The 25448-nt window shown below is 49.1% G+C and carries 19 protein-coding genes; 9 read left to right on the forward strand and 10 right to left on the reverse strand.

The features are described from left to right. Window positions 1-55 precede the first annotated feature (55 nt). From dnaN to porD, 4 genes are all read left to right on the forward strand, one after another. Entirely contained in the window at window positions 56-1180 is a 1125-nt protein-coding gene (gene dnaN, locus T496_RS0105070) for a DNA polymerase III subunit beta (protein ID WP_027449786.1), read from the forward strand. Between the two features lie 126 nt (window positions 1181-1306). Beyond that, the gene (locus T496_RS0105075) at window positions 1307-2167 is read left to right on the forward strand and encodes a 3'-5' exonuclease (RefSeq protein ID WP_027449787.1); all 861 of its coding nucleotides are present in this window, start codon (window positions 1307-1309) and stop codon (window positions 2165-2167) included. 10 nt (window positions 2168-2177) lie between these two features. Further along, a complete protein-coding gene (gene coaBC, locus T496_RS0105080) occupies window positions 2178-3410 on the forward strand; it encodes a bifunctional phosphopantothenoylcysteine decarboxylase/phosphopantothenate--cysteine ligase CoaBC (RefSeq protein WP_027449788.1) in 1233 nt (410 codons plus the stop codon). Window positions 3411-3422: 12 nt separating this feature from the next. Beyond that, window positions 3423-4352, forward strand: coding sequence for a type IX secretion system protein PorD (gene porD / locus T496_RS0105085; RefSeq protein ID WP_044110658.1), 930 nt, complete (start codon window positions 3423-3425; stop codon window positions 4350-4352). A gap of 107 nt (window positions 4353-4459) precedes the next feature. On the opposite strand, the gene galE is transcribed toward porD, so the two are convergent. The 5 genes from galE to T496_RS0105110 all read right to left on the reverse strand — a co-directional run bounded on the left by galE (window position 4460) and on the right by T496_RS0105110 (window position 12466). Next, window positions 4460-5500, reverse strand: a complete 1041-nt coding sequence (gene galE / locus T496_RS0105090) for a UDP-glucose 4-epimerase GalE (RefSeq protein ID WP_027449790.1) — start codon at window positions 5498-5500, stop codon at window positions 4460-4462. 158 nt (window positions 5501-5658) lie between these two features. Next, complete coding sequence (locus T496_RS0105095; protein WP_027449791.1) at window positions 5659-7581, reverse strand: sensor histidine kinase; 1923 nt, start codon at window positions 7579-7581, stop codon at window positions 5659-5661. Further along, the gene (locus T496_RS0105100; RefSeq protein WP_027449792.1) at window positions 7574-8896 is read right to left on the reverse strand and encodes a PDC sensor domain-containing protein; all 1323 of its coding nucleotides are present in this window, start codon (window positions 8894-8896) and stop codon (window positions 7574-7576) included. The genes T496_RS0105095 and T496_RS0105100 overlap by 8 nt, the downstream gene beginning before the upstream one ends. 167 nt (window positions 8897-9063) lie before the next feature. Next, a complete protein-coding gene (locus T496_RS0105105) occupies window positions 9064-10977 on the reverse strand; it encodes a HAMP domain-containing histidine kinase (protein WP_027449793.1) in 1914 nt (637 codons plus the stop codon). Then, complete coding sequence (locus tag T496_RS0105110; protein WP_155808660.1) at window positions 10970-12466, reverse strand: HAMP domain-containing protein; 1497 nt, start codon at window positions 12464-12466, stop codon at window positions 10970-10972. The genes T496_RS0105105 and T496_RS0105110 overlap by 8 nt, the downstream gene beginning before the upstream one ends. 721 nt (window positions 12467-13187) lie before the next feature. On the opposite strand from T496_RS0105110, the gene T496_RS13515 reads away from it, so the two are divergent. After that, on the forward strand, window positions 13188-15632 hold the full coding sequence (locus tag T496_RS13515; protein WP_027455683.1) for a zinc-dependent metalloprotease: 2445 nt from the start codon (window positions 13188-13190) through the stop codon (window positions 15630-15632). 158 nt (window positions 15633-15790) lie between these two features. On the opposite strand, the gene pheS is transcribed toward T496_RS13515, so the two are convergent. The 4 genes from pheS to T496_RS0105135 form a co-directional block, all read right to left on the reverse strand. After that, on the reverse strand, window positions 15791-16849 hold the full coding sequence (gene pheS, locus T496_RS0105120) for a phenylalanine--tRNA ligase subunit alpha (RefSeq protein WP_027449795.1): 1059 nt from the start codon (window positions 16847-16849) through the stop codon (window positions 15791-15793). Window positions 16850-16878: 29 nt separating this feature from the next. Further along, window positions 16879-17979: an AAA family ATPase gene (locus tag T496_RS0105125; RefSeq protein ID WP_027449796.1), complete on the reverse strand. Its 1101-nt coding sequence runs from the start codon at window positions 17977-17979 to the stop codon at window positions 16879-16881. Between the two features lie 96 nt (window positions 17980-18075). Then, on the reverse strand, window positions 18076-19899 hold the full coding sequence (gene recQ / locus T496_RS0105130; protein ID WP_027449797.1) for a DNA helicase RecQ: 1824 nt from the start codon (window positions 19897-19899) through the stop codon (window positions 18076-18078). Beyond that, window positions 19899-20333, reverse strand: coding sequence for a Fur family transcriptional regulator (locus T496_RS0105135; RefSeq protein WP_027455681.1), 435 nt, complete (start codon window positions 20331-20333; stop codon window positions 19899-19901). Before T496_RS0105135 ends, recQ begins: the two co-directional genes overlap by 1 nt. Window positions 20334-20424: 91 nt before the next feature. Between T496_RS0105135 and T496_RS0105140 the strand changes: the two genes are divergently transcribed. From T496_RS0105140 to T496_RS0105150, 3 genes are all read left to right on the forward strand, one after another. Then, the gene (locus T496_RS0105140; RefSeq protein WP_027449799.1) at window positions 20425-21753 is read left to right on the forward strand and encodes a DEAD/DEAH box helicase; all 1329 of its coding nucleotides are present in this window, start codon (window positions 20425-20427) and stop codon (window positions 21751-21753) included. Window positions 21754-21921: 168 nt separating this feature from the next. Beyond that, the gene (gene serC / locus T496_RS0105145; protein WP_027449800.1) at window positions 21922-22989 is read left to right on the forward strand and encodes a 3-phosphoserine/phosphohydroxythreonine transaminase; all 1068 of its coding nucleotides are present in this window, start codon (window positions 21922-21924) and stop codon (window positions 22987-22989) included. A 34-nt stretch (window positions 22990-23023) separates the two neighbouring features. Further along, window positions 23024-23941: an NAD(P)-dependent oxidoreductase gene (locus T496_RS0105150; protein WP_027449801.1), complete on the forward strand. Its 918-nt coding sequence runs from the start codon at window positions 23024-23026 to the stop codon at window positions 23939-23941. A 189-nt stretch (window positions 23942-24130) separates the two neighbouring features. Here the strand turns inward: T496_RS0105150 and T496_RS0105155 are convergent, their stop codons facing one another. Then, window positions 24131-24541 carry an Hsp20/alpha crystallin family protein gene (locus T496_RS0105155; protein ID WP_231478007.1) on the reverse strand — a complete coding sequence of 137 codons (411 nt, stop codon included), beginning with the start codon at window positions 24539-24541 and terminating at the stop codon, window positions 24131-24133. Window positions 24542-24880: 339 nt separating this feature from the next. Between T496_RS0105155 and T496_RS0105160 the strand changes: the two genes are divergently transcribed. After that, window positions 24881-25381, forward strand: a complete 501-nt coding sequence (locus tag T496_RS0105160; RefSeq protein ID WP_027449803.1) for a NimIJ family nitroimidazole resistance protein — start codon at window positions 24881-24883, stop codon at window positions 25379-25381. Window positions 25382-25448 lie beyond the last annotated feature (67 nt).

The raw sequence follows: 25448 nt of genomic DNA on the forward strand, positions 1-25448 counted from the left end.
TTTTTTGTATTTTTGTAGTCCGAAACTGTAAACATCAAACATTATTATTTATAGTATGAGATTTACCATATCAAGTACAGCATTGAGCAGCCGACTGGTAGCTCTTTCAAGAGTAATCAATAGTAAAAACTCTTTGCCTATTCTGGGTGATTTCCTCTTCGAAATTGTTGATGGAAAACTGAACCTGACGGCATCAGATAGCGAGGTGATGATGAAGACCTCGCTCGACTTGGTAGATACCGATGGCGACGGACGCTTCTGCGTGGGCAACCACGATCTGCTTGAGGCCGTTAAGGGTATCTCTGAACAACCTATCACTTTCGATGTTAATCAGACAGAGAAATTGGCTAAGATCAGCTATCAGAACGGTATGTTCTCGCTGCCCGTTGAGAATGCTGACGAATTCCCCCAGGCACAACAGGTAAGCGACAGCGCTACTACAATCAATATCCCCACATCTTTACTGGCAGAAAATATCAACCGTTCTATCTTTGCCACAGCTCAAGACGAGTTGCGCCCAGTGATGAATGGTATCTATTTTGACCTTACACCTGATTGTTTGGCAGTAGTGGCTAGCGATGGCCACAAGCTGGTGCGCAATAAGATTATGACCATTAGCAGTGACCAACCTGCTGCTTTCATTCTGCCTAAGAAGCCAGCTTCGCTTCTGAAGGGCGTGCTGGGCAAGCAGGGGGGAGACGTTGTCATTCGTTTCGACGAGCGTAATGCCGAGATCAATTTTGAGGATGGCGTCATTCTGTGCCGCCTGATTGAAGGTCGTTATCCTAATTACAACTCAGTGATTCCTCAGAGCAACCCCAATCAGCTCACTGTCGATCGTCTGGGATTGCTGGCTGCTCTGCGTCGCGTACAGCCTTTCTCTAACGACTCTAGCAATCTGATTCGCTTCCACGTGGAGAATGGCGTGCTGCAGCTCGATGCCGAGGATTATGACTTCTCGAAGACAGCTACAGAGAAAATGTCGTGCGACTACAACGGCATGCCTATGAGCATTGGTTTCAAGGGATCTTCATTCATTGAGATTCTGAATAACTTCGACTGCGAGCAGGTCATCATACAGTTGGCAGATCCTAGTCGCGCAGGTTTGGTTATTCCTTCCGAACAGCCCGAGAACCAGGACGTTTTGATGCTGATGATGCCTATGTTGATAAATGATTAATCTAGCCCCCTAAGTTAGGGGGATGGGGGTCTGAACAAACGCAGACCCCCATATTCTTGTTATATATTGTGTCTGATTGTCGTTTGTTCAGACCCCTAATCCCCTATCTTAGGGGACTTATTTAAAATGAAGCTGAATCTAACAAAACCATTGATAGTCTTCGATTTGGAGACGACCGGTCTTGATTTAGTCAAGGACCGCATCATCCAGATTTCCTTTATCAAGGTGATGCCTAATGGCGAAGAGGAACGTGGCGACTATCTGATCAATCCCGAGTGCCACATCCTGCCTGTCATTACCGAGTTGACTGGCATCTCGGATGATGATGTTAAGGATAAGCCCACCTTCAAGCAGGTGGCAAAGACCCTGAGCGATAAGTTTACGGGTTGCGACTTTGCAGGTTTCAATTCAAATCATTTCGATATACCTTTGCTGGCAGAGGAGTTTCTGCGTGCAGGCATCGACTTCGACTTTTCAAAATGTCGCCTGATTGATGCTTGCAACATTTTTAAGAAGATGGAACGTCGCAACCTGGCTTCTGCTTATAAGTTCTATTGTGGTCGTCGCATGGAGGATGACTTCGAAGCGCATCGTGCCGATCAAGATACCGAGGCTACCTATCGTGTTCTGATGGGACAGCTCGACTACTACACAGAGGAGCATCAGCGCGAGTTAGGCGAGGACACCGAAGGACGAGTGCTTGCCAACGATATGGATTGTCTGGCAGAGTATTCTAAGACGAATAATAATGTTGATTTCGCCGGTCGTGTTGTGTGGGGCGAGGCTAAGGATGCCCAGGGAAACACCATCTTAGACAAAGATGGAAAGCCTGTACTCGTAGAGTGTTTCAACTTCGGAAAGTACAAGGGACGCACCGTGGTCGATGTTCTGCAGCATGATCCCGGCTACTACTCTTGGATTATGGGTGGCGACTTCACCTATAACACCAAACAGGTACTCACGCGCATTCGCATGCGTTCCATTTAGACAATAGTTCATGTTACAAGGAAAGAAAATAGTTCTAGGTATCACTGGGTCAATTGCGGCCTATAAGTCGTGTCTCATCATTCGCGAACTGGTGAAGCGTGGCGCCGAGGTTCAGGTGGTTATCACACCGGCAGGAAAGGAGTTTATCACGCCTATCACTTTGTCAGCCTTGACACAGAAACCTGTGGTCAGCGAGTTCTTCTCTCAGCGTGATGGAACATGGAACTCTCACGTGAAGTTGGGCTTGTGGGCCGATGCGATGCTTATTGCGCCTTGCACAGCTTCTACGTTGGGTAAGATGGCTCATGGCGTAGCTGACAACATGCTGATAACTACATATCTGTCGATGAAGGCTCCCGTATTTGTGGCTCCAGCTATGGATCTTGATATGTATGCTCATCCCACCACTCAGCAGAATATGGAAACGCTGAAAAGTTTTGGTAACCACATCATTGAACCGCAGAGTGGTTTCTTGGCTTCCGGTCTTGAGGGTAAGGGACGAATGGAGGATCCCGAGAAGATAGTTTCATATCTTGATAATTATTTCTCTGCAACACCTTCTAATGCCGCCTCTTCTGGTGCCACGCATACGGCAGAACTTTCTGGTAAGAAGATTCTTATTACGGCAGGTCCTACTTATGAGAAGATAGATCCAGTGCGTTTTATTGGAAATTACTCTAGTGGAAAGATGGGTTATGCCCTCGCTGAGGAGTGTGCCAACAGAGGTGCAGAGGTCGTTCTTGTTTCAGGCCCTGTGTCGCTTACAACGTCTCATCCTCGTATTAAGGTGGTATCAGTCGAGAGTTGTCAGCAGATGTATGCGGCAGCTACCGAGTCATTCCCATCATGTCAGGCAGCCATTCTGTGTGCTGCTGTTGCCGATTTCCGTCCTGCAGTAGTGGCCGAACAGAAGATCAAGCGAGTGGGGCAGACAATGGATATACATCTGGTGCCCAATCCCGATATTGCTGCCCAGTTAGGTAAGATGAAGAAGCCTGATCAGGTGCTGGTAGGTTTTGCTTTGGAAACCAACGATGAGCAACAAAATGCTCAGCACAAACTTGAGAAGAAGAATCTGGATTTTATAGTTCTTAATTCACTTCGTAATGCTGGCACTTGTTTCCAAAGTGACCAGAATCAGGTGTCTATCATCTCTCGTGATGGCAAGCGTGATTACGATCGTAAGCCTAAGAATGCTGTGGCCAGCGATATCGTTGATGAATTATGTAACCGTATTCACTAATTCGTTTCGTATATGAAGTGCTTCATATTGCAGTCTTTCAGATTTGTCTGCTCCGTCATCGTTGCCTTGTTTCTGCTCTCCGTACCAGCTGCGGCACAGGAGTTGCAGGTGCGCATCAATATCAACTCGCAGCAGGTGCAGGGCACAGATAAATCTGTGTTTGATAATCTGAAACAGACGTTGGAGCAATTCATGAACGAACGCCAGTGGACAGACCTTCAGTTTCAGGAGAATGAGCGTATTGATTGCTCGTTCAATATCTCTGTCACCAAGTATGACGCCTCAAATAATCGTTTTACTTGTACGGCCATGATACAAGCCAATCGACCGGTATATAATTCGGCATATACCACCACGCTTTATAGTAACCGCGACAAGAACTTCGATTTCGACTTTGTTCAGTTCGACCAGTTGAACTTCAACGAGGAGGTGATCGACAATCAGTTGGTGGCGCTGATGGGCTACTATGCCTTCCTGATCATTGGCATCGACCTCGACAGCTTCTCGCCTATGGGTGGTACCGACGTGCTGCAGCGCTGTATGAACTTGGTTAATAATGCTCAGGATTTGGGCTTTACTGGGTGGAAGTCGTTTGAGGATTCACGCAATCGTTTTGCTATCGTGAACGATTATTTGGACGAAGCGCTCAAGCCTTTCCGCCAACTTCAGTACGACTACTATCGTATGGGCCTCGACGAAATGGCATCCAACGTAGAGCGTGGTCGTGGCAATGTGACCACTGCTCTTGCAAACTGCTTAAAGAAGGCTCACGACAACAAGCCTCTTAGCTTGTTACCTCAGATATGGACCGACTATAAGAAGGATGAGTTGGCCAATATCTATAAGGGTAAAGGCACTCAGAAGGAGAAGGAAAGTGTCTATGATATCCTTTTTGGTATCAATGCTTCTCAGAATAATTCTTGGGAGAAGATTAAGCAATAAGGCAGACGTTTTTGTGTTGACACAAAATAAAATGGGTCTCGATTCTCATCGGGACCCATCACAACACAAACACAAAATCAGTGTCCTTTTATAGACGACTGTTTCTTTTATTGAATGCCGTCTTCGCGCAGCTTCTGCTGCCAGCGCCAAGCGGTCTTCAGTACCTCTTCTGTTGGGGTGTCGGCCTTCCAACCAAGCACCTTGTTGGCCTTATCTACATTGCCCCATACCTTTTCGATGTCACCTTCGCGACGTGGTGCATAGGTCCAATTCAGTTTCACGCCAGTGGCCTTCTCAAAGCCCTGTACAACCTCAAGTGTTGACAATCCCTTGCCGGTACCGATGTTGAACACCTCTACGGCGTCTGTCTCGGGCTTGTCGAGTACGCGCTCCATAGCCTTAACGTGTGCCTTAGCCAGGTCAACCACGTAGATGTAGTCGCGGATGCAGGTGCCGTCGGGTGTGCCATAGTCGTTGCCGAAGATCTTCAGCTGCTGGCGGATGCCGATAGCTGTCTGTGTGACAAAGGGAATGAGGTTCATGGGTACTCCATTGGGCAGTTCACCGATCAGAGCTGATGGGTGTGCACCGATGGGGTTGAAGTAGCGCAGGATGATGCTCTTGATGGGCGCGCCGCTGTGAATATAGTCTTGGATAATCTCCTCGTTGATTTGCTTGGTGTTGCCGTAGGGTGACAGCGCTTTTTGGATAGGAGCATTCTCTGTCACGGGCAGGTTCTCTTCTGAAGGCTGACCATAGACGGTGCATGATGAAGAGAAGATGATGCCCTTCACGTTGTACTTTGGCATCAGTTCCAGCAGGTTGATTAAGCTACTCAAGTTGTTGCGATAGTAGAGCAGGGGCTTCTCTACGCTTTCGCCCACGGCTTTCGATGCAGCAAAGTGGATGATACCCTCGATGTTGGGGTATTTCTTGAATACGCCTTCCAGTGCTTCCATATCGCAGCAATCTACCTTCTCGAAGGCAGGGCGCTTGCCTGTGATCTTTTCGATGCCGTCAACGACATTAGCATTAGAGTTCGACAGGTTGTCGATGATAACTACTTCGTAGCCTGCTTCTTGCAGCTCTACGGTGGTGTGGCTACCGATGAATCCGGTTCCGCCAGTAACGAGGATGGTCTGTTTCATGTATGTTTCCTAAAACTATAGTTTATTAAGTTTAGTGCAAAGGTACAAAAACTTTTGTTTTCCACCAAATTTTTGGGTGATATATGAAGTCTGTGCCCCGCCTTCCCCTCGGTGGGGAGGATGATGTGTGGCTTATAAGACTTCCAATGCCTTTTTTTCTATTTTGGTACTTCGATGACGAAGCGGCATCCTTCGGTATAGGTGGTGTCGAGTGTCAGGTCGCCACCTAGGTTCTGGGCATGTCGCTTAGCAAGGGGCAGCCCCAGTCCAAGACCTTCGGACAGTACGTCAACTTTGGTGAAGAACTTGAACATCTGCTCGCGTATTTCTTCGCTGATGCCTTTTCCGATGTCTTCTACGATGAATTTGACGGTGGTGTCGGTTTGCTCTATAATCAATTTGATGTGCTGACCATCGGAGTATTTTGCTGAGTTATAGATAATCTCTCGTAAGGTGCGCATCATAAACAGGTGGTTTGTGCGAATGGTCTGATTTTGTGGCACATTCATCACAATGTCGATGTGAGACTCTGGGAATGAACGTGAGATATACTTGATTGTTTCCTGTGCCAAGGTGTAGCAGTTCACGGTTTCATGACGTGCGGTGGTCATCAATTCTTGAGACATACCGGTGTCTGAGCTGTCGTAGAGCATTAATACCATACGATAGAGCATTACGGCGTTGTGAAACATGGTGTTGATGATGCTTTTGGCGTCTTCTTCCGATATGTCGTCGTTCAAGGGAGTGTCGCTTGTGTTGATGGTCGTATCGCTCAACACCTGAATGAAACCTACGATGATGTTCAGTGGCGTGCGTATCTGATGTGTCACGTTCTGTATGAAGATGGTTTTCTGTTTTTCGGCCTCCTGTGCTTGTTCGATGGCTTTCGACAGTTCTTCGTTTCGTTTGGCGGTTTGTTCTATGGTGTATTGTTCGATGCCCATGTGTATGTTCATTGATTGCACCATCGTGGCGAAGCTGTTTTGCAATTGGCCAATGATGTCGGTTGACTTGCTCTTCGACACAAATACCTCCATATTGCCGTCGGCAATGCATTGTGTTTTCTCCAGCAATGCATGCAGGGGCTTCATGGCTTCGGATGCTGTCTTGTAGCTCAGTGTCATGATGATGATGAGCCCGAAGATAATCAGTGCGATGACGATGGCTGTCAATTGGTGATAGCCTGCCAGAATTTCGTTGTTTGGACAAACGATGGCGAGACTCCATGTGGTGCCCGGCACGGGCTTATAGCACACCAGGCAACGCTCACCGTCGATAGTCACGTTCATGTTGCCTTCCTTGCCGTTGGTCATTTTGTAGGCCAATGCAATGATGTCGGCATGCTCTTCTTTGTCGATATTCTCGAAGATGGTGTGTTTGAACAGCAGCCACGTGTTGGGATGCACGAAGTAGCGTCCGTCCTCGTCTATCATCATCACGTAGGAGTTGGGGTAGGGCTTCTCTTTCTGCATCATGATAGACAACCTGAGCAGCGACAGGTCGCTGGAGATGATGCCCCAAATGGTGCTGTCGTTGTCGTAGAGCGGCATGCCGTAGGATGCTATCATGCCGTCGAGTGTCAATCCCAGTGTGTCGTCTTGATCGGAGTAAGCCACCCAGCGAGGCCCTTTTGTCTTAGGAGAGGAGTACCATTTCTGGCTGTGGTAGTCGTAGTCTTCTTCATAAACCGACTGTATGGTGTCGTTTTTCCTGATGGTGTAAACGGACATGTATTTCCCAAAATTGCTGTATTCATAGGGCTCAGCACTGATGGAACATCCGTCCACGCGTGGGTTCAGTGTTACCACGCGGTTGGTGATGGCCAGCAGTGAGTCGGTGTTCGAGTGGCGTTTCACCATCCATTGATAGGCGTGTGTGGCGGTCTCGATGGCCATCAGCTGGCGTTCCAGTTTTTGCACCGTGGCCGACAGGATACTGTTGGCGCGTCCGATGGCCTCGTTGCGTACCATGTTGTGTGATTTGGTGAACAGCACGCCAAGTGTGGTCAAGAAGATAGGCACACCCAGCAGCAGCAGTGTGATGCAGAGTTTGGCCGAGAAGGATTTGCGTATTCTATTCATCGGGGGCCTCCTTTCTTCTGTCGTTGTCCGACTTATAGAGCAGGTTACTCAGCAGTTCGGTAATGACTTGGCTGTTGTGTTCTATGTCGCTAGCCATTTCGTCTAGGCTTTTACTTCCCTTGTTCTGTCGGAAGTCGGATAGTTCTTTCACGTCGTTGAAGATGGCGTGTGCCGGCGGAATCATCTGGTTGGTCATGTTGTGCATGAAGTCCGTCATTGTTTGATCGGCCTTTTTAGCTCGGTCGTAGGCGTCGCTCAGTTCTTCACCGTGTTTACGATAGTTGTTGGTCAGCTGTTCCACCTCTTCTGTATGCATAGCCAGTCGTTTCTGCATTTGCTGGAAGTTGCTTTGCAGTCGTCCTATCTCGTCGTGATGATGCGTGTCGGGTATGGGTTCGTCGTATTTTCCCTTTGCCAGACTTTCGGCTCTCTCCGTCAGCATCTGCAGCGGCTTCAATTGTTGGTTGATGATGGCGTAGCAGAAGAGGAACATCATGATAAGTCCTATGATGGCGATGGCTATTGTCTCGATTTTCAGCGTGTCGTATTCGCCATAGATGTCTTCTTCGGGATAGATGATGCCTGCGCTCCAGTTCATATCGTCGTTGTAGAGGTGTGGCAGATAGCTGCGTTCAAAGGGTTTGTAGAATACAAAAAAGCGTGTGCCGTCGATGCTGAAGGGCATGTATCCGCTTTCGCCCGTCACCATCTTGTGGGCCGCCTCGCTGATATGTTTGTCTGCCGAATGTTCGTAGATGTCGAATACCGTCTCGTTGTTCAGTAACTGGTTGTTGGGGTGCACGATAAATGAGCCGTCGCTATCCAGGAGGATGCAGTACGAGTGTTCTGAGGGCTTGGCTTCCAGCACGATTTTCGACAGGAGATTGAGAGACATGTCCACCGTGATCACGCCCTGACGGTCTGTCATAGGCATGATATAGGTGATGATGGGTTCTTTGTTTTCGTCTCGCTCGGTGCGGCGGTTTTTCCATGTAGGCAGTCCTGTCTGCAAGGGCACGCTGAGCCAGTCTTGTTGCAGATAGTCTTTGTCGAACGTGATGTTGCAACTGATGACGCAAGGATTGGTGTCCACGATTTTCTGTGCGTATTCGCGCACCTTCTCTGGGTTGTCAATGAAGGGTTGTAGGGCGATGTAGATGTTGCCAGTGGTTTGTTCCACTGTCAGCATCACGTTGTCTATGCTTGAGATGGTGGCATCGAGTGTCTGAGAAGCCTTCTGTATGGTGTCGTTTCTGACTTCTCTTTTTGAGTAATGCAGAATCAAAACTAGTGATGCCATGAGCAGTATACCCATAGATAACACGCTTATCACACTTATCTTAAGTGATAAGTTTTTTTTCACAAGGTTAGTAATTCTTTGCATATTTCAATGGCAAATATACAAAGATTCTACTTTTCTACCAAATAAAAAGGCAATTATTTTTCTCTTCGATGGTGTTGGCGTGTGTGGCTTTGCGCTGACTACAAGGGCATTTCGAGGATGAAACGGCACCCATCGGTGTAGTTGGTATCCAGCCAGAAGTCGCCTCCCATTTGTTTGGCGTGCATCTTGATTAGCGGCAGACCTAAGCCCAATCCATCGGTGAACTCGTCCACCTTGTCGAAGAATTTGAAGATGCGCTGCTGGTCGTCTGCCGAGATGCCTTTGCCGGTGTCTTGCACGATGAATTGCACGTGCTCATTCACCAAGCGTATGTCCATTAGGATGTTCTTTCCGTCTGAGTGTCGTATGGCGTTCTGCAGCATCTCAGACACGCTGTATCTCAGTTTCATCTCGTTGGCCTTGATATAGAACTTGGCTGGCAACTCGGTCTTGAAAGCGATGGGCACGTAGTCGTAGACCTTTCGTACAAAGTCTATAATCTCGTGGCACATCTCGTTGGGGTTCACCATCTCATCGATGGTCGTGTTCTTCAGGGCCTCTTTGCCGGTGTCAGAACTGTCGAAGAGCATCAGCATCATGCGGATCAAGCACTTCGAGTTTTTATACATCGTGTCGGCTATCTTTCTGATCTCATCGGGGGTGATGGTAGGCTGTTTGTGGTTGGTCTCAGTGTTGAGCACCTGTGCAAATCCCATGATGATGTTCAGCGGCGTGCGCACCTGGTGTGTCATGTTCTGTATGAACTTTGTCTTCTGGCGGTCGGCCTCCAGCACCTTTTCGGTGGCCTTCTCCAGTTCCTTGTTGCGCTTTTCGGTTTGTTCGGTGGTATAGCGCACGCTGCCCATATAGAAATTCAGCGAGTTCAGCATCTTGCTGTAGCTGTTTTGCAGTTCGCCAATGATGTCTGTGCGGTTGCTCTTGCCGATGTGCACCTCCATGTTGCCATTGGTGATCTCGTTGACTTTCTTCAGCATTTTCTTTAGTGGTCGCATGCTGCGCTTGGCCACACGGTGGCAGGTCAGTGCTGTGATGAAGAGGCCCACGAGCAGCAGCAGTGTCACGATGTGTTTCAACTGTGTGTAGCTCTTTAGTATGTCGCGCTCGGGGCACACCACGGCCAATGTCCACGTGGTGCCGGGCACAGGTTGATAGCACACCAGTGCTTTTTCGCCGTCTATCTCGATGTTCATGCGCCCTGTGGCCCCTTTGGTCATTTCGTGTCCCAGTGCGATGATATCGGCGTCATTTTCAGGCGTCTTTTCGCTGAAAATGGTCTTGTTCATCAGTCGGGTAGAGTCGGGGTGTATGAGGTAGTGTCCGTCCTCGTCGAGTATCATGAAGTACGAGTGTGGATAGGGCTTGATCTTAGCAATCTTCTCCGAGAGCAGATTCATGGATAGGTCTGTAGAGATGATGCCGGCAAAGCGCTTTTTGGTGTTGTCGTAGAGTGGCTTATGATACGAAGCCACCATGCCGTCCAGCGTGTAGGGCAGTGAGTCTGCGGGGTTGTAGTACACCTCCCAACAGGGTTTCTTCAGGTAGCGTGGTATCTTGTATTTGATGACGTTCGTCTGCTCGCATTCTTTGCCCACCACGGTTTGTAGCTCTTTGCCGTTGCGCCCGGTATAGACGGAGTAGGGCTTTATGCTTGTGTCTATCACATCGGGTTCCATGGATATGGAGCATCCGCCCAGATCGGGGTTCATCCATACGATGCGCTGCGAGAAGGCTAGCAGCGAGTCGGGTTTCAGCGCCTCTTCCACCATCCAACTGTTTGAGTTGGTGGCCGACTCGGCGGTTATCAGATAGCGTTTCAGCAGTTGCATGGTGGTGTAGAGTGTGCCGTTGGCTCGCTCCACCGATTGGTCTTTCACGATTCTTCGTGTTTGCACGAACAGCACACCAACCGAGGCTAGGAATAGCGGAAGCGACAATATGAGCAGGCTCAGGCTGATCTTTGCCGAGAATGATTTCTTTAGGAAGTTATTCATGGCTCTCCACCTCCCTTCTCATATCTTCTTCAGACAGGCTCAGTATGTGGTTCAGTGTCTTGGTGATGCTGTAGCCGTTTTCCTGTATGCTGTCGGCCAGTGTGGCAGCCGTTTGTCCCTCGGTGTTGCCGTCCATCTGCCTCAGTTGCTCCACGTAGTTGTCAATATCTTGTGCGGGTTTTATCATCTGGTTGGTGACGTTGTGCAGGAAGGCCACCTTCAGCAGATCGGCCTTTCGTGCCTGATTGTATGCCTTGTGCAACACCTTATTGCGCTCATGCAACATGTTGATTTGCTGTTCCAGTTCGCCAATGTGCTTGGCCAGTGCCAGCTGCATGCGCTCCACGCCGTTGTGCAGTCGGCCCACCTCGTCGTGGCGTTTGTTCTTAGGCAGTTGGCGGTCGTAGTGGCCCAGTGCTATTCGCTTTGCCTGGTTGCTGAGGGTGCTTAGCGGCTTCAGCTGGTGGCGCAGGATGATGAGTGCAAAGACGAACATCAGCACCAGTCCCATGAAGCCCAGCGTCACGGCCATCTTGAACACGCTGTTGTACTCGCTGTAGATGTCGTCCACCGAGTAGGCTATGCCGATGCTCCATCCCGAGTTCTCATTCACGCGATAAGGCGCTTTGGCGTGCATAAAAGGCTTATAGAAAGCATAATACTGGTTGTCGTTGAAGTTTAGGATGTTGTGCGACGACTTGCCGCTTTTCATGTCGTCCACCACTTTCTTGAGCGACTCGCCCTGCAGCTTGTCGGCCGTGTGCGGTATCAAGTGGCTACCATTGGGGTGCACGATGAACGAGCCGTCTTTGTCGAGTACAGCGCAGAAAGAGTGAGTAGAGGGCTTGGCAGCAGCCACAATGTTGGACAGCAGCCCCATGGACACATCCATGCGCACCACGCCGATGGTCTTCATGTTGGCATCGGGAATGGGCATGCAGTACGATATGAATGGTTCATCGCCCGTTTCGCTGTCTTCCTGTGGGTTCAGCCAGATGGCATGTCGCTCGTTGTGTGCTTTTCTCCACCATGTTTGTTCGAAGTAGGGGCGTGTGGGCAGTCGGTTGTCGCGGATGATGGGCGAGTCAGATCCAGGTTGATCGCTGGTCTCCAGTCGGTGCATATACACCATGAAGTAGGGTTCCTGCTTGTAGTAGCCCGGCTGCATGGCGATGACGCATCCCGTCACGTAGGGGTTGGCCTCAATCAGCTGCTGGCAGTAGGTATACATTCTCTCAGGACGTCCCAGATAGTACATCATGTTGAAAAGCATGTTGCCCGCAGTTTCTTCCACGCTGAGCAGTATGTTGTCAATGTTTTCCGAAGTTCCCTGCAGCGTGTTTTCTGCTCGTTTTTCGGCGTCTTCCATGATGGCCTCTTTTGTTTTTACCAGCATGACAGATAGCGATAGCACAAGCAATGTTGTCATAGACAGCACCGCCAGCAGGCTAATTCTCAGCGACAGATCTCTATTTATCTTTTCTAACACTATAGTTTGTTTGCTTTCTTATATGGTTTCTCGAAAGTTTGTTTACTTTCTTATGTGGTTTCTCGAATCTTCCGTGTGTCGTTCGTTCTGTTCTTTTTGCTAATAAGCGAATCTCGGATTTGCTCTTTAATTACTATGTTTTCATATCGTTTGCAAAGATACAAATTTTTTCGGAGTTTGACAATTATTTTAGTTTTATTATGAAAAACTTTTCTTTCTAACATCAGTGTACACGGGGCTTTCGAGATTTTTTCAGCATATGGGTCATTTGGCACAGATATTGTAGTTGTGCAACATTGATGTAGGAGTGCCGCTATTGGCTGCTTATAGTGGCACTATGAGGTGGTAATAACGTTACTCTTGTATCTTAATTGTTGTCCTTTTAGATAGGGAGATACCTGTCGTTGTGTTTTAGTAAAAAAGTGACACTTTGTCACGATGTTACGTTAGCAATAGCAGTATGCCTTTCTTAGGTAGGGTTGAATGCTTTCTAAACCTTGATTTATTTGCAACAACTTAATTTATATTAAAAATCGATAAGATTATTAATAAAAACATGCAGAGTGGCCTGTGTGTTGTTTTTATTTTGTAACTTTACACACTGAAAAATGAAGACTAAACGGTTTTTAATTAATTACAAATGCTGTAGCTAAAAATGGTGATAAGAAACCAATCTTGCGATGTTATATTTTATTAATCAATCTATATTATTTATTTAACAATGTCCATTAATTATTTCAGTGTCTTGTTGGCTGCAGCCTTGCTGGTGTCGTCGCCTGCTGTGGCTAAAGATAAGAAAGAAAAGAAGGAAAAGGCAAAGACCGAACAAAAGGTCGGTAAGAAGGCCAAGAAAACGTCTTTCAGCTTGTTTAAAAAGAAAAAGAAAGAGGTGCCTCAGCGAAAGGATTCGGTGAGGGTAGAGAGACCACAGGTTGATCGTAAGGGCCTCTTTCACGTAACGAAGGAGAAGAACGACTGGTTCTTCCAGATTCCCGACAGCCTGATCGGACGTCAGTTCCTGACCACCACGCGCTACACCAGTACGCCGGCATCTAGCGGCATCTTCGGTGGTGAACAGGTCAACGAGCAGACCGTCTATTTCCAGAAGGGAGTAGACAACCAGTTGCTGCTGCGTGCCAACCTTATTATAAATGTGGCCGATAGCGTAGATAAGATCAGCCGTGCTATCACTATCAGTAACGAGAACCCCATCATTGGCTCGTTCAGAATTGAAAGCCATAAGAACGGCATGTACAAGATCAAGGTCACACAGTTCTTTAATCAAGACAATGTGGCGATGGCCCTGCCTCAGTATGTCAAAAAACAATTTGAGTTGCAGGCTATGCTGGGCGATATGAGCTACATTGAGGACATCAAGTCGTTCCCCATGAACACTGAGGTGCGCACGGTGAAGACCTATGCCTCTATGGGCAGGGCACTGCCCTCAGCAGCCAGCACCGGTAAGGTCACCTTCGGATTGAACATCAGCTTTGTGCTGCTGCCCGAGAAGCCCATGATGCGACGCTACTTTGACCCTCGTGTGGGCTACTTCACCGATCGCTTCAATAGTTATGACGACAATCAGCAGCGCGTAGAAAGCAAGACGTTTGTCACACGCTGGCGCCTGGAGCCCCGTCCTGAGGATGTGGAGAAGATGAAAAATGGCGAGCTCGTAGAACCCGTGAAGCCCATTGTCTATTACATCGACCCCGCAACGCCTAAGCAGTGGCGCAAGTATCTGATCATGGGTGTAGAAGACTGGCAGAAAGCTTTCGAGAAGGCCGGCTTCAAGAATGCCATACAGGCTCGCGAATGGCCCGAGAACGATAGCACCATGAGTATGGAGGACGCTCGCTACAGCTGTATTCGCTATCTGGCTAGCCCCATTGCCAACGCTTATGGTCCTAACGTACACGACCCTCGCACGGGTGAGATACTGGAGAGTCACATTTGCTGGTATCACAACGTGATGTCGCTGGTGCACGACTGGTATATGATTCAAGCCAGCTCTATCGACGAGGCTGCCCAGAAGATGAACTACGACGAGGAACTGATGGGTCAGCTGATTCGTTTCGTCAGCTCTCACGAAGTGGGCCACACGCTGGGTCTTCGTCATAACTTCGGCAGTTCAAGCACTGTGCCTGTAGAGAACCTGCGCAATAAGTCGTGGGTAGAGGCTCACGGCCACACACCCAGTATCATGGATTATGCCCGCTTCAACTACGTAGCACAGCCCGAGGACGGCATCAGCCGTGAGGGCATCTTCCCCCGTATTGGCGACTATGATATGTGGGCCATCGCATGGGGTTATAAACCCATGCTCGAAGCTAAGGACGAGCTGGAGGATCACAAGATGCTGGAACCACTGGTTCTGGAGTCGCTGAAGAACCGCCGTTTGTGGTGGGGCGATGGCGAAGGTGAACACAGAGACCCTCGCCGTCAGACAGAGGACCTGGGCGATGATGCCGTGAAAGCTAGCTATTATGGCATTCTCAACCTGAAGCGTCTTGCTCAGAATCTCCCTGAATATACGAAGGACGACGAGAAGGATATCTACGGTAACGACCTGTCAACGATGTATAACCAGATCATAAATCAGTTCTATCGCTATTGTGGCCACGTGGCTCGTAATATCGGTGGTTATCTAGTTGAGCCCAAAACGCAGGGCATGGAGGGTAATATGTTTGAGCCACAGCCCGTGGCCAAGCAGAAGGCTGCACTGAAGTTCCTCGACGAGCAGGTGCTGCACGAGCCCATGTGGCTACGCAATGTGGCCTATGCCAAGCGTCTGGTTACCGATCCTCAGCATTTGTCTACCTCTATCGGCGAATCCGTCATGTTGATGATGATGAATCGTGTGTATGAGTTGAACGAGCTTTATACTGCTCAGCAGTATCTAACGGATCTGAGCAAACTGGTGTTCACCGAGCTTAATGCCGGCCGAAAGGTTTCTCCCTATCGTATGGCGCTGCAGAAGAGCATGCTCTCTAGCTTGATAGCCTTTAATAATTCAAATAATAGGGTGGTACGCCCAGCAGTGCTCTACACGCTGCAGCAGCTGCAGAAGAAAGCTAAGGTGGCTGCAGCTTCGGCTGCCGATGCCGAGAGCCGCGCACACTATACATTTATCTACGATCAGATTGGTCGTCAGCTTGTGTGGAAATAACGACGCTCACAGCGTTAATGCGTCAAATAGGCGTTAGCGCGCATAAAATAAAGGTTGGCACTCATATGTAAGTGCCAACCTTCTTTATTTTCCTGAGCGTTAGGCTCTGTAGGAAAGAGCCATCGTGCTCGGTTAATCGTATTACTTTTTTTCCTTGTTTACTCTGCTGCCTGAAACTCCTCGAGGAAGCGGGTGTCGTTCTCAGAGAACATGCGCAGGTCGCTGACGCGATACTTCAGGTTAGTGATGCGTTCTACGCCCATGCCAAAGGCATAGCCCGAATATTCCTTAGAGTCAATGCCGCACTGCTCCAGCACGTTGGGGTCCACCATGCCGCATCCCAGAATCTCAACCCATCCGGTGTGCTTGCAGAAGCCGCAACCCTCGCCACCGCAGATGAAGCATGAGATGTCCATTTCGGCAGAAGGCTCGGTGAATGGGAAGTAGGAAGGACGTAAGCGAATCTTGGTGTCGGCGCCAAACATCTCGCGTGCAAACGACAGCAGCACCTGCTTCAGGTCGGTAAACGACACGTTCTTGTCGATATACAGACCTTCCACTTGGTGGAAGAAGCAGTGGGCACGAGCCGTGATGGCCTCGTTGCGATAGACGCGTCCTGGGCAAATCACGCGGATAGGAGCCGTCAGCTTGCCGTCCTCGGTGTGCATCTGCTCCATGATGCGTGCCTGCACCGAAGAGGTGTGCGAACGCAGCAGGATGTTTTTTGTCACATCGTTGGGATGTTGACTCACGAAGAATGTATCTTGCATATCGCGTGCAGGATGATCGGCAGCAAAGTTCATCTTGGTGAACACGTGCAGGTCGTCCTCCACCTCGGGGCCGTCGGCCAAGACGAAGCCCATGCGGCTGAATATATCAATAATCTCGTTGGTGACAATGGTCAGCGGATGACGTGTGCCCAGCGCTATGGGATAGGGTGTTCTTGTCAGGTCTATTTGCTCGTTGCCTGTCTCCTGAGTCGCAGTAGCCTCTCGCAGTTGGTTGATGCGCTCTGTGATGCGCTGCTTCAACTCGTTGATTTTCATACCCACTTCTTTCTTCTGCTCTGCGGGCACGTTGCGGAAGTCGTTCATCAGCTCTGTGATTTCACCCTTTTTGCTCAGGTACTTCAGTCGCAGCTGCTCCACTTCCTCTGCATTCTTCGCCTTCAGCTCGTCGACCTGCTGAAGGAGTTGATTGATCTTATCTACTATCATGATTGTTTATGTATGTATTTCCTAAATGTCTATTTCTTTGCTAAGTTAAAGTTGTAGTATTCCTTGTCACCGGTGATGTCCTTGATGGCTTTCAGGAATGGTGGGAACTTCACGGGTTCGCCCTGGGCAATGCCTTTCGTCTCGAGAATGATAAGACCATGCAGTTGATCCTGAAAGGTGTCCACCTCAAAGAATTGTCCCTGCCAGATGAAACTGTGGCGATGCTTGCGAATGGTCTTTCTGCTGGGGTCGGCTAGGCCTAGCAACATCTCGTAGAGGCTGTTGTTGATTTGGCGTTCTACGACTAGCTCTTCTGTTGCCGACTGCTGCTTCTTGGTGGTGTGCACATACACATACTTGCCGTCCCATGCACGCTTGCGAAGACGTATCTCTGTCCCGGGTTCTCCCTGTAGGTATGTCTGTGTGATGTCGCTTTCTATGCAGTCTTCGGGCAGTTGTCCCGTCACTTCCACGATGTATTTGCGCTCCTCCTCAATGGGTTGGGGCAGGCCTAGCACGCTGCTGATCTCTTTCAGCACTCGGCGCATCTTTGCTTCAAAGTCGTCGTGGTTGTTGATGACGCGCAAGTGGGGATGACCGTTCCAGGCACGAATCACCTTCTTGTCTAGTGAGCGTGCTATCTTCAGGCCTTCTTCCGTCATCGGCTCGTTGCGCTGGGCGTTGTTGGCTGTGGTGTAGTATTGCTCAGCTCCATCGGCTGCCGACACCAAGTGAAGGATGGCGTCATAGCGATTGCGCAGTTCGGGAGATGTGGTGCCCACGGCACGTGTGATGTCTGCCCATGTTTCGGGATTCATGTAGGCAGAGATATCCATAGTGCCGCGGTCGCAGACAATGAGGCAAGGTTGCTCGGTGCATTCCTGTGCCATACGCATAAATTTGTCCTCAAGTGCCAACTGAATCTCGAGTGTTGCTTTCTCGCCTTCATAGAAGAAACCCTTGTTCTTCGTCAGGTAGTTCATACCGGCTTGTGTGAAGAGGGTGGGTACTTCTGGGATAGTAAATACTTTATATCCTAAATTAGAGAAATGTTCAATGATGCGCACCAATGCGGTCGTTTTGCCTGCGCATGGTCCGCCCGTGAGGACTATTTTCTTTATATCGTTCATCGTCTATTTCCTTATTCGCGTGCAAAATTAATAATAATTAGGCAAAAAGCAAAATATTATACTAATTTTCTCTAATTACATAGGGAGTGACAATCCTTACACAAACTTTTGGATGAGACTGACGAAGCGTTGGCCGTACTTCACTTTCTTGAACTCACCGATGCCCGAAATGAAGCCAAACTGCTCGATGCTGGTGGGCTTGATGGTGGCCAGCGAGTGGAGCACTTTGTCGCTGAACACGATATAGGGTGGCATGTTCTCTTCCTGGGCGCAGAGCATTCGCAACTGTCTGAGGGCTTCAAACAGTTTAGGGTCTTCTGTGCCCGTGGTGGCAGCCAATCCGGGAATGGTGATAGCGGGTATCTGCAGTTGCAACTTGTGCTTCGTGCGGCGGGTGGTGGCCTCTTTCGTGCTGCGATCTATCACGCACAGGTCTATCTGCTTGCGTCCGTAAAGTACCTCTTCGCCCAGTGGGGTGATCTTGGCGTGTTGCTTCTCGTCGTAGGCTATCTCGATGAGTCCCAACTGCAGCATCTGCAACAGGTAGTCCTGCCAGTCGTTGATGGTGTGGTCTTTGCCCACACCAAAGGTCTTCAGCTGGTCGTAGCCCATCTTTTTGACCTCGGGCGAATGCATGCCTTTCACTATCTCTACTGTTGTTGATATGCGTATTTGCTCGTTGGTGCGTTTGATGGCGCTGAGTGCCATCTGGCAGAGCTTGGTACCATCGAAGCGCTGGGGCGGATTCTGACAGATGTCGCAGTTGCAGCAGTCGTGATCCATCTGTTCGCCAAAGTAGTTTAGCAGGATGCGTCTTCGGCAAATGCTCGACTCAGCATACTCTTGCATACGGTGTAACTTGTCCATGTTGATGTCTTGCTGTCCGCTTTGCTTGGCAAACTCCGACAGTTGCACAATGTCGCTAAGCGAATAGAACAGCACCGTGTCGGCACTGGCTCCATCGCGCCCCGCACGGCCAATCTCCTGATAGAAGCTTTCAATGCTCTTCGGCATGTTGAAATGAATCACCCATCTAACGTTGCTTTTGTCAATTCCCATGCCAAATGCTACGGTGGCACAAACCACCTGCACTTGGTCGTTTTTGAACAGCTCTTGGGTGTGGCTTCGCTCTTGCGGAGAGAGTGCTGCGTGGTAGGGCAGTGCTTGTATGCCGAGGCGGCGCAATTGCTCTGCCACCTTCTCCGTGCTCTTCCTGCTGAGGCAATAGATGATGCCTGCATCCAGTGGTCTCGCCTTGATGAAGTTCTGGATAAAAGAAAGTTTTTCCTTCTCTTTATAACCTCTTTTAACAGAGAGGCTTAGGTTTGGACGATCAAAGCTACTGATGAACTCGTTGCAGCCTTCCATCTTCAGTTGTTTCAGAATGTCGCGACGCGTAATTTTGTCAGCTGTGGCCGTCAGCGCCATGATGGGCGTGCGCGGAAACTGTTCGCGCAGTTTTCCCAATTGCGTATATTCCGGTCGGAAATCGTGTCCCCACTGACTGATGCAATGTGCCTCGTCGATGGCAAAGAGTGAAATGTTTATTTGTTTCAAAAGAAAATCCATCTCAGCCAAGAGTCTTTCAGGCGAGATGTAGAGTAGCTTCAGTTGCCCCATCGCGCACTTGCGACGGATGATGGTATCGGTGGTCGAGTCGTTGTTCGAATTGAGGGCTTCCGCCTCAATACCGTTGCTCTTCAGCGTCTCCACCTGATCTTTCATCAGGCTGATCAGTGGCGACACAACAATGGCTGTGCCGGGCAGTGCCAGGGCGGGAATCTGATAGCAGAGGCTCTTACCGCCGCCCGTGGGCATCAGCACCAGCGTGTCTTTGCCGTTGAGTACGTTGCGGATGATAGCCTCTTGTTGCGGACGAAAGGTGTCGTAGCCATAATGGCGCTTCAATAGTTCATAGATCATCTGTGACCCTCCTTTCCTGCGCAGTTGGCGCAGATGCCTTTCACCACATATTCGGTTTCTTCCACCTCGAAGCCCTCGGGTAGCGGCACCGAGGGAATTCTGACGTTGGGCAGGCAGTAAGTGCGATGGCACAAGCGACACGACAGGTGTACGTGACCCGTGCAGTGGCGGGTGTCGTCGTGATGGCACACGCAGTATTTCTGTGATCCCGACCCGTCGTCAATCTCGTGAAGCAGGTGCGCTTCGTTCAGAAGGGTCAGTGTGCGGAAAAGGGTTGATTTGTCAACCGTCTTAAGGCCCATTTCCAGGTCGTTAAGACTGAAGGCATCCGTATAGTTGTGGCGTATGTAATGCCATACGAGCAGGCGCACGGCTGTCACTCTGATGCCGGCCTGTTGCAGGGTTTGTTCGTCGGAGGTGTTTGTATGCATCGTGTCTGAAATAATTATAGGTGCAAAGGTAGAAAAAAAACTTGATTTAAGGAATAGTGATAATAAATTATTTCGTATCTTTGCAAACGCTATGAGGAATGAATTACTTAATAAAGTACTGAGAAAGTTGGGGATTGACCAACTGAGCATGATGCAGCAGGAGGCTGAAGAGCATATCCTGCGTGGGCGTCATGATGTCGTGATACTTTCTCCCACGGGTTCGGGCAAGACGCTGGCTTATCTTTTGCCGCTCATCCAGTTGCTCGACGCTTCCAGCAGCGAGGTTCAGGCGCTGGTGGTGCTGCCTAGTCGCGAATTGGCCATGCAGTCGGATGCGGTCTTGAAGTCGATGGGCTCAGGACTGCGTTCACAGAGCTGTTATGGTGGCCGTGCGACGATGGATGAACACAGAGTCTTGAAACAGAACCGTCCGCAACTGGTGTTTGGTACGCCTGGTCGACTGAATGACCATCTGGACAAGGGTAATATTGACGCACACCATATTAAATATATAATAATAGACGAGTTTGATAAGTGCCTAGAGATGGGCTTCCAAAACGAGATGTCTAAGTTGATAGATAGTTTGCCCTCGCTCGAACGTCGCATCCTGCTTTCGGCTACCGATGCCGAACAGATACCTCAGTTCGTAGAGATGCGACGCACGGATCGTCTCGACTATCTGGTAGAAGACGAGCCCGTCAACGACCGCGTGCAGGTGTATCAGGTGGATAGTCCTGAGAAAGATAAACTTGGCACGTTGGCACGCTTGCTTCTCTCTTTGGGCGAGAGCCAGAGCATCGTGTTTCTGAACTACCGCGACTCGGTGGTGCGCACGGATGAGTACTTGCGCCAGCAAGGGTTTGTGACAAGTGCTTTTCATGGCGGCTTAGAACAACGACAGCGCGAGGATGCTCTGTATAAGTTTTCAAACGGGTCAGCTACGGTGCTGGTATCTACTGATCTGGCCTCTCGTGGTCTCGACATTCCGCAAATCGATAATATCATTCATTATCACTTGCCCCTCAACGAGGAAGCACTCGTGCATCGCGTGGGGCGCACCGCCCGCTGGGATGCCTCGGGAAAGACGTTCTTCCTGATAGGTCCCGAAGAACACCTGCCCGAATTTGTGGAAGCTGGTGTGGAGAGCTATGAGGTGGAGGTTACCAACGAGAAGCCTTCGGCACCACGCATGACAACGCTCTATATCGGTAAAGGCAAGAAAGACAAGATATCGAAGGGCGACATCGTGGGCTTCCTTTGCAAGAAGGGGGGGCTGCAGACCTCCGAAATCGGGCGTATAGACGTGGCCGAGCGCTATGCCTATGTCGCTGTGAAGCGCGAGAAGCTGCAGCAGGTCATCAGGATGACGCGCGGCGAGAAAATAAAAGGCGTGCGCACAATCCTGGAACCTGTGCGCTAGAAATGCAAATTATTAAAGATTTGATACGTTGAGTTGACAATATGATAGGAAAAGTGCGGTTTTGCATTAATTTATGCCAAAATATTTGCTGGTTTAAAAATAAAATTGTAATTTCGCAACGTTTTTAAGAAAAAGGTTATTAAACTAAATAATTAATCAAACAATTTTATGAAGAAGTACAACTTTAATGCCGGCCCTTCGATGCTTCCTCGCGAAGTCATTGAGGCCACCGCTAAACAGTGTTTAGACTTCAATGGTTCTGGTCTTTCTCTGATGGAGATCAGCCATCGTGCCAAGGATTTCCAGCCCGTCGTTGACGAGGCTGTAGCGCTTGTTAAAGAGCTGTTGCAGGTTCCTGAGGGTTACTCCGTAATCTTCCTTGGTGGAGGCGCATCCCTTGAGTTCTGTATGATTCCTTATAACTTCTTGATTAAGAAGGCCGCCTATCTGAACACTGGTGTTTGGGCAAAGAAGGCTATGAAGGAAGCAAAACTTTTCGGTGAGGTAGTTGAGGTCGCTTCTTCTGCTGATGCAAACTACACTTTCATTCCTAAGGATTGGACAGTGCCTGCAGATGCTGACTATCTGCACATCACCACCAACAATACTATCTACGGTACTGAGCTTCGCAAGGATCTCGACGTGCCCGTTCGCTTGATTGCCGATATGTCTTCCGACATTTTCAGCCGTCCTATCGACGTAGCTAAGTACGATGCTATCTATGCCGGTGCTCAGAAGAACCTGGCTATGGCAGGTGTAACTATCGTGATCGTGAAGGACGATGCTCTGGGTAAGGCTCCTCGTCAGATCCCTACTATGCTCGACTATCGCACACACGTGTCTAAGGGCTCAATGTTCAACACACCTCCTGTAGTGCCCATCTACAGCGCACTCGAGAACCTGCGTTGGATCAAGAAGCAGGGTGGTGTAGAGGCTATGGATAAACTGGCTCAGCAGCGTGCAGAGATTGTCTATGGCGAGATTGACCGCAACAAGATGTTCGTAGGCACCGCTCAGGAGGCCGATCGTTCACTGATGAACATCTGCTTCGTGATGGCTCCTGAGTACAAGGAGTTAGAGAAAGACTTCCTCGACTTCGCAGTATCTAAGGGTATGGTTGGTGTTAAGGGGCACCGTGATGTTGGTGGTTTCCGCGCTTCTTGCTACAATGCTCAGACCATCGAAGGTGTCAACGCCCTCGTTGCTTGCATGAAGGAGTTCGAAGCAAACCATTAATCAATAGTCAATGTTCAATGTTCAATGAAATAAAATGAAAGTTTTAGTTGCAACAGAGAAACCATTTGCAGCAGCTGCTGTCAATGGTATTAAGGCAGAGATTGAAGCAGCCGGCAATGAGCTGGTGCTGCTCGAGAAATATACAGAAAAGGCTCAGCTGCTGGCTGCAGTAGCCGATGCCGATGCGCTGATTATCCGTTCGGATAAGGTAGATGCAGAGGTGCTTGATGCTGCTAAGCAGTTGAAGATTGTAGTTCGTGCAGGTGCTGGCTACGACAACATCGACCTGGCTGCAGCCACTGCCCACAATGTAGTGGCAGAGAATACACCTGGTCAGAACTCAAATGCTGTTGCAGAGCTGGTGTTCGGTCTCCTCGTGATGGCTGTACGCGGTTTCTACAATGGTAAGAGTGGCAGCGAGCTGCTGGGCAAGAAGTTGGGTATCTTGGCTTTTGGCAACGTAGGTCGCAATGTGGCTCGTATCGCCAAGGGCTTTGGTATGGAGGTCTATGCCTACGATGCTTTCTGTCCTGCTGACGTGATCGAGGCTGCTGGCGTACATGCCGTAGCTAATCAGGAGGCTCTGTTCGAGACCTGTGATGTCGTTTCACTCCATATCCCTGCTACCCCCGAGACCAAGCAGAGTATCAATGCAGCATTGGTAGGCAAGATGAAGAAGGGCGGCGTGCTGGTTAACACGGCCCGCAAGGAGGTGATCAACGAGCCAGAGCTCATCAAGTTGATGGCTGAGCGTGAGGACCTTAAGTTTGTTACCGATATCATGCCCGATGCCAACGATGAGTTCCTGAAGTTCGAGGGTCGCTACTTCTCGACACCTAAGAAAATGGGAGCACAGACGGCCGAGGCCAACATCAATGCTGGTATCGCTGCTGCTAAGCAGATCAACGCTTTCTTCAAGGATGGCGACACAAAGTTCCAGGTAAACAAGTAATCACGCAAGAAACAAGTATTCCGTTTCTATCAGCGTGAGTCGCTCGATATAATAATCCCAGACTTGTACTTCTGCAGGTCTGGGATTTTCTTATCTGTTCCTTTGCTATTATTGTTGCTATCTAAAAAAAATATCCCTGACTTTTATAATGTAAGTCAGGGATATATTATTAATTTGGAACTATCAACATTATGAAACCTCAATGGCTTTAGTCACTTTCTCCTTCGGTTCGGTCTTCGGCATCGTGATGGTCAAGATGCCATCCTCCACTTTGGCAGATATTTTATCGCGGACCACGTCATCAGGCAGCGCGTAACTCTGTTCATAGTTAGAGTAGCTGAACTCGCGACGCAGATAGTGGCGGTGACTATCTTCGTGCTTGTGCTCTTGCTTGTTCTCAATGGCGATGGTGAGGTTGCCTTCATCGTTGATCCCTACACGGCAATATTCTTTCTTTATGCCTGGAGCTGCAAGTTCCATGATGTAGCTCTTGTCGTTCTCCTTGACATTGACTGCGGGTGCTGTACTGTTGGCACGAGGCATCCAATCATTGTTCAAGAAATCCTCAAATACTGTTGGCATCCAACTGTTCTGAAACATTACTGGTAACATAATCAATACCTCCTAATTATACTTTTAGTTTAACTTATTTGTTCTTGATCGCCTCGGCTTTCGCTTTGGCTTTCATCTGTGATAGTGCAAAGCATGTGCCCGTGGTAGCAGGGCGGGGCAGAGACGCTGGCATACTTGCCAAACTGGCACGGATTTTAAACTCGCTTAAACTATGCTGACAATTCTTTAAACTCCCTTAAACATTGGCAGAAAGTTTGTCATGCCCCATTGATTGTTGATTGTAAACGACGGTATTCTGCATAATATTTACTACCTTTGCACAAAAATTAGGTTCTGATAACAACAAACGCCATCACAATACCCGTTATGAGTGAGTTCCGAGAAATGAGACGAAAGCGTCAGCAACTGACTGACGCAGACAGCATCGCCGTTCTGCAGAAGGCTACTTCTGGCACATTAGCCTTGTTGGGCGATAATGACTATCCCTATGCCGTGCCCATCAGCTATGTCTATGACAACGGCAAATTATACTTCCACAGCGCTATGGCTGGCCATAAAGTGGATGCCATCCGCAGATGCAACAAAGCCTCTTTTTGTGTTATAGAACAGGACGATGTGAGACCAGAGAAGTACACCACCTACTTTCGTAGTGTGATAGCCTTTGGCAGAATTGAAATTGTAGAGGATGAAGCCGAGAAACGAACCATCATGCATCTGATGGGTAATCGCTTTAATCCCAACCATGACGACGCCTTGCAGAAAGAACTAGAAAGCGGCCTCGCACATATGCTGGCCATCCGTATGGACATTGAGCACCTGACAGGTAAAGAGGCTATTGAGTTGGTAAGGCAGCGCGGTGGTAATTAGAATTAAACGATTGAATAGCGACTAATGTTCTATTCATATTATTCAGAATTTGGGGTGTAGGCATAAT

Origin of the sequence: Xylanibacter brevis P6B11 (genome assembly GCF_000621825.1) — a bacterium.
GTDB classification, from domain to species: Bacteria; Bacteroidota; Bacteroidia; order Bacteroidales; family Bacteroidaceae; genus Prevotella; species Prevotella brevis.

Excerpts from the sequence above, each read along its gene's own strand:
- galE (WP_027449790.1), bottom strand. The coding sequence starts at position 5,500 with ATGAAACAGACCATCCTCGTTACTGGCGGAACCGGATTCATCGGTAGC.
- pheS (WP_027449795.1), bottom strand. The coding sequence starts at position 16,849 with ATGATAGTAGATAAGATCAATCAACTCCTTCAGCAGGTCGACGAGCTG.
- T496_RS0105160 (WP_027449803.1), top strand. The coding sequence starts at position 24,881 with ATGAGTGAGTTCCGAGAAATGAGACGAAAGCGTCAGCAACTGACTGAC.
- dnaN (WP_027449786.1), top strand. The coding sequence starts at position 56 with ATGAGATTTACCATATCAAGTACAGCATTGAGCAGCCGACTGGTAGCT.
- T496_RS0105155 (WP_231478007.1), bottom strand. The coding sequence starts at position 24,541 with ATGTTTCAGAACAGTTGGATGCCAACAGTATTTGAGGATTTCTTGAAC.
- porD (WP_044110658.1), top strand. The coding sequence starts at position 3,423 with ATGAAGTGCTTCATATTGCAGTCTTTCAGATTTGTCTGCTCCGTCATC.
- T496_RS0105095 (WP_027449791.1), bottom strand. The coding sequence starts at position 7,581 with ATGAATAGAATACGCAAATCCTTCTCGGCCAAACTCTGCATCACACTG.
- T496_RS0105135 (WP_027455681.1), bottom strand. The coding sequence starts at position 20,333 with ATGCATACAAACACCTCCGACGAACAAACCCTGCAACAGGCCGGCATC.
- T496_RS0105100 (WP_027449792.1), bottom strand. The coding sequence starts at position 8,896 with ATGGGTATACTGCTCATGGCATCACTAGTTTTGATTCTGCATTACTCA.
- coaBC (WP_027449788.1), top strand. The coding sequence starts at position 2,178 with ATGTTACAAGGAAAGAAAATAGTTCTAGGTATCACTGGGTCAATTGCG.
- T496_RS0105140 (WP_027449799.1), top strand. The coding sequence starts at position 20,425 with ATGAGGAATGAATTACTTAATAAAGTACTGAGAAAGTTGGGGATTGAC.
- T496_RS0105075 (WP_027449787.1), top strand. The coding sequence starts at position 1,307 with ATGAAGCTGAATCTAACAAAACCATTGATAGTCTTCGATTTGGAGACG.
- T496_RS0105125 (WP_027449796.1), bottom strand. The coding sequence starts at position 17,979 with ATGAACGATATAAAGAAAATAGTCCTCACGGGCGGACCATGCGCAGGC.
- serC (WP_027449800.1), top strand. The coding sequence starts at position 21,922 with ATGAAGAAGTACAACTTTAATGCCGGCCCTTCGATGCTTCCTCGCGAA.
- T496_RS0105150 (WP_027449801.1), top strand. The coding sequence starts at position 23,024 with ATGAAAGTTTTAGTTGCAACAGAGAAACCATTTGCAGCAGCTGCTGTC.
- T496_RS13515 (WP_027455683.1), top strand. The coding sequence starts at position 13,188 with ATGTCCATTAATTATTTCAGTGTCTTGTTGGCTGCAGCCTTGCTGGTG.
- T496_RS0105105 (WP_027449793.1), bottom strand. The coding sequence starts at position 10,977 with ATGAATAACTTCCTAAAGAAATCATTCTCGGCAAAGATCAGCCTGAGC.